Origin of the sequence: Nakamurella sp. A5-74, from assembly GCF_040438885.1 — a bacterium.
Lineage (GTDB): Bacteria > Actinomycetota > Actinomycetes > Mycobacteriales > Nakamurellaceae > Nakamurella.
The window spans coordinates 3733938-3743897 of record NZ_CP159218.1; the positions used below are offsets into that span (position 1 = coordinate 3733938).

General features: G+C 69.7%; 9 protein-coding genes. 3 read left to right on the forward strand and 6 right to left on the reverse strand.

The window, feature by feature from the left end:
* Positions 1-42: 42 nt before the first annotated feature.
* Positions 43-1020 (reverse strand): sugar kinase, encoded by a 978-nt coding sequence (locus tag ABLG96_RS17130; RefSeq protein ID WP_353648537.1) that lies wholly within the window; start codon positions 1018-1020, stop codon positions 43-45.
* Between the two features lie 111 nt (positions 1021-1131).
* Between ABLG96_RS17130 and ABLG96_RS17135 the strand changes: the two genes are divergently transcribed.
* Positions 1132-2178, forward strand: a complete 1047-nt coding sequence (locus ABLG96_RS17135) for a Gfo/Idh/MocA family oxidoreductase (RefSeq protein WP_353648538.1) — start codon at positions 1132-1134, stop codon at positions 2176-2178.
* A 17-nt stretch (positions 2179-2195) separates the two neighbouring features.
* On the opposite strand, the gene ABLG96_RS17140 is transcribed toward ABLG96_RS17135, so the two are convergent.
* Genes ABLG96_RS17140 through ABLG96_RS17155 form a run of 4 tightly spaced genes read right to left on the reverse strand, consistent with a single transcriptional unit; the run spans position 2196 to position 5853 of the window.
* The gene (locus ABLG96_RS17140) at positions 2196-2888 is read right to left on the reverse strand and encodes a MazG family protein (protein ID WP_353648539.1); all 693 of its coding nucleotides are present in this window, start codon (positions 2886-2888) and stop codon (positions 2196-2198) included.
* A gap of 5 nt (positions 2889-2893) precedes the next feature.
* Complete coding sequence (locus tag ABLG96_RS17145; RefSeq protein WP_353648540.1) at positions 2894-3832, reverse strand: hypothetical protein; 939 nt, start codon at positions 3830-3832, stop codon at positions 2894-2896.
* 48 nt (positions 3833-3880) lie between these two features.
* A complete protein-coding gene (locus ABLG96_RS17150) occupies positions 3881-5407 on the reverse strand; it encodes a sugar transferase (protein WP_353648541.1) in 1527 nt (508 codons plus the stop codon).
* On the reverse strand, positions 5407-5853 hold the full coding sequence (locus ABLG96_RS17155; RefSeq protein WP_353648542.1) for an adenylyltransferase/cytidyltransferase family protein: 447 nt from the start codon (positions 5851-5853) through the stop codon (positions 5407-5409). The genes ABLG96_RS17150 and ABLG96_RS17155 overlap by 1 nt, the downstream gene beginning before the upstream one ends.
* A gap of 292 nt (positions 5854-6145) precedes the next feature.
* On the opposite strand from ABLG96_RS17155, the gene ABLG96_RS17160 reads away from it, so the two are divergent.
* Positions 6146-6790, forward strand: coding sequence for a hypothetical protein (locus ABLG96_RS17160; RefSeq protein ID WP_353648543.1), 645 nt, complete (start codon positions 6146-6148; stop codon positions 6788-6790).
* Between the two features lie 46 nt (positions 6791-6836).
* On the opposite strand, the gene ABLG96_RS17165 is transcribed toward ABLG96_RS17160, so the two are convergent.
* Positions 6837-8801 carry a polysaccharide biosynthesis tyrosine autokinase gene (locus ABLG96_RS17165; protein ID WP_353648544.1) on the reverse strand — a complete coding sequence of 655 codons (1965 nt, stop codon included), beginning with the start codon at positions 8799-8801 and terminating at the stop codon, positions 6837-6839.
* Positions 8802-8991: 190 nt separating this feature from the next.
* Between ABLG96_RS17165 and ABLG96_RS17170 the strand changes: the two genes are divergently transcribed.
* Entirely contained in the window at positions 8992-9933 is a 942-nt protein-coding gene (locus tag ABLG96_RS17170) for a glycosyltransferase family 2 protein (RefSeq protein ID WP_353648545.1), read from the forward strand.
* Positions 9934-9960: the final 27 nt, after the last annotated feature.

The following is a 9960-nucleotide window of genomic DNA, read 5'->3' on the forward strand; positions in this document are numbered from 1 at the left end:
ATCTCCCTGGTTCGAGTCCGGGTCCGGGACGATCCCGGTGGTTCACCGCAGCACCTGTTCGCGGGCGTTGCCGATGGCTGCCACGAATGCGTCGAGTTCGGGTCCGGTGGGCAGGCCCTCGGTGTCCGACCAGTGCTGCACCGCGAAGGCCGCAGACGCGGCGCCGCGGGTCAGACAACCATCCGGATCCGCACCCGCCAGGTACGCACCCAGGAAGCCGGCCACCAGCGCATCGCCCGCGCCGACCGGGTCGATCACTGCGCGCACCAGACTCGGTCGGGTGAGCTCACCGCCGGCGGTGAAGGCAGTGCAGGTGTGATCGCCATTCTTGACGATCACCACCTCGGCAGCCCCGGCAAGCCACTCCCGCACGACCTCCGCCTGCGGTCTACCCGGTGCCAGGACGTCGATCTCACCGTCCCCGGCGAAGACGATCCGCGCCCGCGACACCAGCGCCGGCAGCACCGTCCGCCAACGGTCGGCGGCGGCCAGTCGCAGGCGCAGGTTCACATCGAAGCTCACCGGGACATCGTCGGCGGCTGCCCGGTCGAGCAACTCGACCACCGCGCCGAGCGCACCGTCGGAGAGCATCGCCGTGATCCCGGTGACGTGCACCAGCGCCGGACGCCGGCGCTCCCAGGCCCGCGCCACATCGGTCGCGGAGACGAGCGAACCCGCCGAGCCCGCCCGGTGGTAGGTCACCGAGATCGCCCCGTGTGCGGACGTGTTGCGGATCAGCATCCCGGTGAACGAGGACTCCTCGACCGCCACGTCGACGACGTCGACCCCTTCGGCGCGCATCCGGCGCAGCACGTACCGCCCCGCGTCGTCGTCCCCGACCCTGCCCACCCAGCAGGCAGGAACTCCCTGGCGGGCCAGCGCTGCCGCGACGTTGCCCTCGGCGCCGCCGATGGTGGAGCGGAACCTCTCGGCCCGGTCGACCGCGTCACCCGGCTCGGCGACCAGGACCCGCATCACCTCGCCGAGTACCAGAACCGGGGCCTGCTGTGCCGCCGTCATCGGAGCCCTTCGCATGTGGTTGCCGTGCTCCCACCGGAGCACCTGCTGCTCGACCTTAGCGATTGCTCCCCCGCCCACATCCCGAGGGCGGCACCACCTACCCTCAGCAGGGTGACCAGCCGCCCGCTCACGTCCCTGCCCACCCCCCGCACACCCGACCCGCAGGACGCGCCGCCGCTGCGCTGGGGGATCGCCGGCACCGGGGGCATCGCGGCCAACATGGTCGGCGCGATGCAGCAGCACTCGCGTCAACAGGTGGTCGCGGTGGCGTCCCGGCAGCAGCAGACCGCAGACGCCTTCGCCGACAATCTCGGGATCGAGCACCGGCACGTGGGGCTGGAGCAGATGTTGGCCGACGACACGGTCGACGCCGTCTACATCGCCTCACCGCACTCCGAGCACCACGCCCAGGCGCTGGCGGCGGTCGCCGCGGGCAAGCACATCCTGGTCGAGAAGGCCTTCACCCGGAACGCCGCAGAAGCCCGCGAAGTGGTGGCCGCGGCACGCGAGCAGTCGGTGACGGCATTGGAAGCGATGTGGACCCGGTTCCTGCCGCACATCGACATCCTGCGGCAACTGCTGGCCGACGGCGCGCTCGGTGCGCTCACCACCGTTTCCGCAGACCACGGGCAGTACTTCGACGAGGACCCCGATTTCCGGCTGTTCAACCCCGAACTGGCCGGCGGCGCCCTGTTGGACCTGGGCATCTACCCGATCTCGTTCTCCTCGTTCGTGGCCGGGACGCCGCAGCGGATCCTCGCCTTGGGCGACCGGGCCTTCACCGGCGTGGACGGCCAGGTGTCGATGCTGCTGCAGGGTGAACCCGGGACGGCCCAGAGCGTCATCAACACCAACCTGTTCGCCCGCACCGACACGACAGCGTCGATCGTCGGTCGGCAGGCGCGGGTGTTCCTGGCCAGTGACTTCTACGCCCCGACCACGCTGACCTACCGGCACCGCGACGGCAGCGAGCTGAGCTACGACGGCGGAGCAATCCGCGGGCACCTCGCGCTGGTGCACGAAGCGGCACACCTGGCCCAGCTCGTGGCTGACGGCCGGACCGAATCACCACTGCTGCCGCTGGAGGAGACCATCTCGATCCTGGAGACGATCGACGAGGTCCGCCGTCAGCTCGGGGTGACGCTGCCCGGCGAGTGATCCCGGCCCGGGAGCGCTCAGCCGGCAGAGGATTCGTCGGCAGACGATTCCGCGTCGAGCATCGCGGCCGCATGGCCGCGGGCGATGGCCCTGACCGCTCCCTCGACGTCCGCGCCGGAGCGACCGAGCTCGTAGGCCAACCGGAAGATGGTCGCGGCCGGAGAATCGTCGGCAGGTAGCGGCGCGTGCACGTCGAACTTCCCGGCCCGCGAGCCGAGCTTGCCGGCCAGCGCCAGCGCAGGCTGGGCGAGAGCGACACCGTCGAGCACGCTGGCGCGGCCCTGGGTCCTGGCGCGTTCGGCCTTCTTGATCTCGTCCCAGCGGACCTCCTGGTCGGAGGCGCTCACGGGCGCTTCCCCCACAGATCCGGACCCGGCGGCGAACACGTGCGGATGACGGGTGACGAGCTTGTCGACCAGCCCGTCGGCAACGTCGTCGATGTCGAAACCGCCAGCGGCAGAGGGAGTTTCGGCGGCGATCCGGGCGTGGAAGAGCACCTGGAACAGCACGTCACCGAGTTCCTCGCGCACCGCTGCCGGGTCATCGTCCTCGAGCGCCTGTACCAGCTCGAAGCATTCCTCGACGAGGTAGCGCACCAGGGAGGTGTGGGTCTGTTCGGCGTCCCACGGGCAGCCACCCGGCGATCGCAGCCGATCGGTGATCGCCGCAGCCCGCGCAAGCCCCGCACCCGGGGTGACCTGCTCGGCCATCCGGGTCAGGATCCGGGCGCCGGGACGACCTGCAGGCTCAGCGGATCCCAGACGCCGAACCGCGGGTTGACCTCGATCTGCACGCCGCTGATGAGGGGCGCGAGCGCGACCCAGGAGAGTCCCAGCACCCCGGCCTGGTCCTGGCTCTGCAGCATGGTGGTGAGCGTCTTGGCCAGCTCCCCCTTGCTCTCCGTGCGACCGTCCACCCGCACCACGAACCAGGCGTCCTGAGCGGGCTGCTGCACGAGTACGAACGAACCGTCGGGAACCTGGAACACCCCGAAGGGAGCGATCTGGTGTCCGGCGCTGCTGACCAGGTTGATCTCGGTGCCCTCGCCGGTGAACGAGACCGGGTCTGCCTGGGCCTTCGCCCGGGCCGTGACCGCCTCGGCGCGGGACGCGAACCGCTGCTCGGTGATGGTCACCTTCACGTCGGTGACGGTCGGCGTCTTCTGCGCCAGCGCGAGCACGGTGAACGTGTCGCGGAGCGCTTGCGGGACAAGGCTCTGCGGGACGCCCAGCTGCTGGGACAAGTTCTCGGTCCCGTGCGCGAGCGCTTTCGTCACCTGAGCCTCGTCGATGGTGACACCGACGCGACCGGCGGCGCTCTGCAGCAACTGGTGCCGGATGCGATAGGTGAGGACCTGGCGGTTGTCGAGCTGCCGGACGTCGAACTGCGGCGATGCCGGAGCGGACGATTCCGAGGCCGCTGCACCCGCCGTCAGATCGGTGGAGTCGGTGAGCACAGCCGACTCGGCGATCTGCACCCCGCCGACGGATGCTGCCGAGCCGACCTGGTCGCTGCATCCGGTCAGGCCGAGCAGCAGCGCTGCGGCCGCGAGCACTGCCACCCCCCGCACACGACGTGATCGGGTCGGCACGAGGTCGTTCCGCAGGGTTGGGGTGGATCCGGGGACGGCCACGATCGTGGTGCGCTGAGTCACAGCTGCCACTCTCTCACGCGGCACGAGGCCGGGTGCGCCGGACCAGGATCAGTACGCGCCGTCACTGCTGAGCATCACCCTCGCGGTCTTCCAGAGGATCACCAGATCCCCGGTGATGGACCAGTTCTCCACGTAGTACGAGTCGAGGCGAACGGATTCGTCCCAGCTCAGATCGCTGCGGCCGGAGACCTGCCACAGGCCGGTCATCCCGGGGCGCACCAGCAGGCGTCGGCGCGCGTCGGACTCGTACTGGGCCACCTCGTCGGCCAGCGGCGGACGCGGTCCGACCAGGCTCATCGAGCCGGTGAGCACGTTGAACAGCTGCGGCAGCTCGTCCAGCGAGAGGCGGCGCAGGATCTTGCCGATCCGGGTGATCCGCGGGTCGTCCTTCATCTTGAACAGGACGTCGTTGCCCGCCTCGCCGGTCTCGGCTGCCAGCCGCTGACGCTTGAGCTCCTCGAGCTGGGACTCGGCATCGACGACCATGGTGCGGAACTTGACCATCTTGAACATCGACCCGTTGAGGCCGACCCGGCTCTGCCGGAAGAAGACCGGACCGTCGCTCGTGAGCTTGACGGCCAGCGCAATGAGCAGCATCGGCACGCTGAACAGCACCAGGATGAGGGCGGTGCCGAGAAAGTCGAACGACTTCTTGACGACCTTGTTGGCGCCCCGGTACGTCGGTCGATCGACATGGATCAGCGGGAGACCGTTGATCGGCTGGGTGTGCACCCGCGGACCGGCGATGTCGGTGAGCGCCGGAGCGAGGATCAGTCCGGCGTTCGTGTCCTCCAGGTCCCAGGACAGCTTCCGGACCACGGACGGATCGATCTCGGCCGAAGCGGTGACGGCCACCGCGTCGGCGCCCGAGCGACGGACGGCCGCCTTCACGTCGTCGACGCCACCCACCACCGGCAGGCCGTCGAGCGTCTCGTCGACGTCCATCAGGTGTCGATCGGTGAGGCAGACGGCCACCACGCGGTATCCGGCGCGCGGCATCTTCTGCAGATCGCGCACCAGAGCGGTGACGGTGGAGCGGCTGCCGACGGCGAGCACTGCGGACTGGTAGTGGCCGAAGTCACGGCGGGCCTGCAGCCAACGCCGCCAGACGTAGCGGCCGGCGAGCAAGGAGAAGAGCCCGATCGGCAGCATCAGCAGCATGTAGCCCCTGGGCACCGGGAACGCGGCGAGGTAGGACATCAGGGCAACAGCGCCGAAGACGGCCAGGCTGACGCGGATCACCATCTTGTACTCGGCCGGCCCGAATCCGATCGCCAACGGCCGACGGGTGCCGGTGAAGGAGAGGGCTGCGAACCAGGCAGCTGCGAACAGCACCGTCATGGCGACCGGGCCAACGCCCACGCCATAGCGCTCGACGGACCTCCCGCTGAACCCGGCCAGGTGGACTCCGATACCGGCGGCGGCGATCATCACGAGGTCGGTGACGGCGAGCCGGCGGGCGAAGCGTCGACCCCAGACAGTGCGTCCGACCGTGGGGCGCGTCTCGACTCGCGGGCGGGTCGGCGCACGCTGCGGGAGGGTTGCGGTCGGGAGACGACGCTCGGCGGTGGTCATCAGCTGACGCGCGCTTCGCCGTTGTTCTGCGTGGGCAGGGTCGCCGTGAGCGCACTGCGCAGCAGCGTGCTGGAGGTGTGCACGGTGTACGGGAAGTAGACGATCTCCACCCCGACGGCCGCGAAATCGGCTTCGAGCTTCATCCCCTTGGGGGTGCCGCGCCAGTCGTCACCCTTGAGCATCACGTCGAACTGCAGCTCCCGCCAGGTCTCCAGCTTGTCCGGCACCAACTCGGCGTGGACCTGGTCGACGTAGTTGATGGCAGAGAGGATCTCCAGACGCTCGGCGAGCGGCACGATCGGGTAGCGGCCCTTGGCCTGGAACGCCATCTCGTCGGAGACGGCGCCGGCGATCAGGAAGTCACAGTTCGAGCGAGCGTGCTTGAGGATGTTGAGGTGGCCGACGTGGAACATGTCGTACACCCCCGGGGCGTAACCGATCCGCATTGCTGAGTCCGTTCCGTTCGGGTCCGTGGCTCTGCTCTGAGCTCAACCGGGTGATCACAGGCCCGCATCCGGACCCAGGAGGATCTTGTCAACTACCGAGAGTCATCTACACTGACTTCCAGATCCATGTATCACTCTAATGCATGTACGAACTGTTCCCCAGCAATTCACACTCGGTGATCAGATCAGTGCCCGACCGGTGGACACGGATGATTTCATTACGACAACTTCCCCCGTTCGGGCGTGCCTCGTTCGGTGGATACAGTGAGTTGGCTCATAGAGAAAGCTGGCCATGGACACCGATCCGACTTCAGAGTTCGTCGTTCTGTTCGTCTGTCGCGCGAACCAGATCCGCTCCGTGATCGCCGAACAGTTGATGGCGCGCAGGTTGCGGCAGATCGGTGATGGACTCCGCGTTACGAGCACTCCGCTCACCTGGAGTACTCGGTCAGCCGGTGTTGCTGCCCATGCCGGCACGCGGGTGCACCCAGGGGTGACCGAGCTGCTGCGGCGATGGGACATCGACACCTCGGGCCTGCGCACCCATCAGCTCACTGCCGATGACGTTGCCGAGGCCGGGCTGATCCTGACTGCGGAGCGTGCTCACCGCTCCGCGGTGGTGTCCCTCGACCCCCGTGCGGTCCATCGGACCTTCACGCTGCGTCAGTTCGCCCACCTCGTGCACGTGGGTCACCCGATCGAGTACTCCCGGCAGGGCGGCGAGAAGCTCGGTGAGCATGCCCGATCACGCCGTCACCTGTTCGCGATGATGGATCCGTCGGCGGACGACATCCCGGATCCGGTGGGCGGCACCCACCGCGAGCTCCGGTCGACGGGCCTGGCCGTCGCCAGGTCGCTCGAGATGTTCGGGATCTCGTCGGCGCCCCTGGCGGTCGAGGATCGTCGATCGCGGTGGTCGCACCTGCGGCGTCGCTGACAGCTGACAGACACCGGCCCGACTCAGCGGCTCCAGCGAGCGAGCGTCAGCTGCGCTGACGACGCAGGAGGGCGCGCTGCTTCGCGATCGCCCGCTCGTCGCGTGCCTGCCCTGCTGCTCCCCCGTGACCACCGTTGCCGGACGGGGCGGCGCCGTTGGGTGCTGCCGCCCGGTCCTGGGACTCCTCGACATCCTCCCGGACATCCCCGTCGCCGACCGGTGCCGGGCTCGCAGGGTCGTCGTCCGGAGTGTCCGCGGGATCCGCAGCCTCGGCAGCAGGATCCGAAGTCTCGACAGGATGCATCACGGGCGCGTCCCAGTCGGGCGCGGCGGGTTCGTCATCGGCCCCGGCGGCATCCGACTCCACCCGCGTCTCCGTGGTGTCTGCGGTGGTCGGGTCCTGTTGGACGCCGGCTCCCGCGTCCTCCGTCCGCTCGTCCTCGGCGGATTCCCTGACCACCGAGGCCCAGGTGGCGCTGTGCCGACCGGCTCCGGTCGCGTGCACGTCCGGCAGCGAGAGCTCCGCGGCCAACACATCGCCCACCGTCGCCGCGCCCGCCGAGCGGCTGAACTCGGCCCGCTCTGCCGCGCGCCGCGACCCCGGGCGCAGCCGACCCAGCAGACGCCGCAGCCTGCCGGGCCGGGCCACCGGTTCCTGTTGGTAGCCGTACTCGCCGTAGCGCAACTGCGCATCGGCGCCCTTGGTGGGGGCATCGTTCAGCACGCAGCCCAGCACTCGCACGTCGACGCCCCGCAGGATGCCGACAGCCCTCTTGATCTCCGCCCGCCGGGTATGTCCGTGGCGCACCACGACCACCACCCCGTCGCTGGACCGGCCGACCACCGCGGCATCGGTCACCGGGAGGATCGGCGGGGTGTCGATGACGACGTTGTCGTACTGCGTGCGCAGGTGGGCGAGCAGGTCGACCATCTGCTTGCTCCCGAGCAACTCGGACGGGTTCGGCGGGATCGAGCCGGACGGCAGCACCACCAGACCCTGGGTCCCCCAGTTCTGGGCGACGTCCCCGAACACCACCTGGCCGGCGAGCACGTTGGTCAGGCCGACGGCGCCCTCCAGCCCGAGATACTCACCGATCCGTGGGCGCCGCAGGTCTGCATCGATCAGCAGTACCCGGCGACCCGACTCGGCGAAGGCCAGGGCCAGGTTTGTCGCGGTGGTCGACTTGCCCTCCTTCGGCATCGAGGAGGTGACGACGATGATCGATGCCGGCCGGTCGACGTCGACGAACTGCAGGTTGGTGCGCAGTTGTCGGTACGCCTCCGCCTGCACCGATCTGGCCCGTTGGGCCATCACGACCGGACCCTTGCCCGACGGGTCCGACCGGAAGACCACGCCGAGGACCGGCGTGTCGGTGATGGTACGCAGCAGATCAATCGACCGGACGCTGTTGTCGAGCACCTCGCGGAGCAGCCCGATGGCCATGCCGAGGATCAGGCCGGCCACGAGCCCGAGGGCGATCAGCAGCTTGGTCCGGGGGCTGATCGGCACCGGGTTCAGGGTCGGACCGTCCACCACGTCGAACGACAGCAGCGCCTGCCTGGTGCCGTTGTCGCTCTCGATCGCATCGGTCATCTCCGGGAAGACCTTCGCGACCAGGGTGGCGATCTGCAGCGAGCGATCCTTGTCCGCGTCGTCGACGGTGGCCGTCAGCAGCACCGTGTCGGCGCGGGCACTGCCGGCGATGTGCTGGGTCAGGTAGGTCGGCGTCAGACCCAGGCCAGGGGCCGCCGCAAGCACCGCACCTGCGAGCCGATCCGTGGAGATGACGTCGGCGTAGGTGGCCACCCGCTGCTGCGCGTACTGCTCACCGGCCAGCGGGTTCGCCGACTCGGAGGTCGGATGGGTGATGGCGACGAACGTGACCGTGCTGGCGTAGACCGGGGTCGCCTGGGCTGCGTAGCCGAAGCCGCCGACCGCCCCCAGCACCGCGAGCACGGCGATCCCCCACCAGAACTTCCGGATCGCCCTCAGGAACGTCTGTAGGTCCATCGTCCCTGTTCTCACGTCGCAGCGGTCCGCGCCCCGGATGGGCGCCGCCTGAACAATCGGCCCAGCATATCGGCCCGGGCGTGTGGGTCCGGGTTCTCCACGCATCTCGACACCAACGTCGTGACATCGTCGTCGGCTCGGAGTCGGGCGATGCACGCCGCGCGGCTCGCGGGTGAGCGACACTGTAAGGATGCCCGCCGCGCCCACCCCCCGTGTGCTGCTCACGGTCGCGACGTTCCGTCGACCGGCCGACCTTGCGGCACTGCTCCCGCTGCTGGAGCGCGCGGCTGCCGAGATCTCTCCGGCCGCCGCGATCGTGGTGGTGGATAACGATCCGGACGCCTGCGCGCGGGATCAGATCGCCCTGCACCCCGGCGTCACGTACCGCCACGAGCCCCGACCGGGGATCGCCGCCGCCCGCAACGCATCGCTGGCGGCGGCCCGCGAGCGGGGAATCGCCTGGGTGGCGTTCCTTGACGACGACGAGCGGCCGGATCCCGGCTGGCTGGCCGCTCTGGTGCGGGCCATGCAGGAGTGGCGGCCGGCCGCGGTGAGCGGCCCGGTGATCTCGGTCTTCGAGCAGGAGCCGGACGCATGGGTGCGCGGCAGCGGGACCTTCGAATCGCGTCCCCATGCGCACGGCGCTCGGATCCGGGGGGCCGCGACCAACAATCTGCTGATCGACCGCGAGGTGCTGGACGATCGCGGGCTGGCCTTCGACGACGCGTTCGGGCTCACCGGTGGCAGCGACTCGATGCTCACCAGGGCGATGACACACCAGGGCCTCGAGATCCGCTGGACGAGCGAGGCGGTGGTGCGCGAGGTGGTCCCGGTCGCCAGGACCCGTCGGAGCTGGATCGTCAGTCGACACCGCAGGACGGGCAACGACTGGAGTCGCGTCACGCTGGCACTGGCCGACGGTCGCCGGGAGCAGCTCCCGGCGCGGCTTCGACTCGTCGTCACCGGCGTCCGCCGTGCCGTGCGGGGGGTGATCGGGTCCGCGATGGGAGCTGCCCGCCGTGATGCCGGACGCCGGGGCGCCGCGCGCTGCGATCTCGCGACGGCCCGCGGGGTGCTGGAGGGTGTGTTCGGTCGGACCCGCACGGAGTATGCGCGACCCGGCGCATCATGACGGGAGCAAGTGGACGCCAGTGCCCCG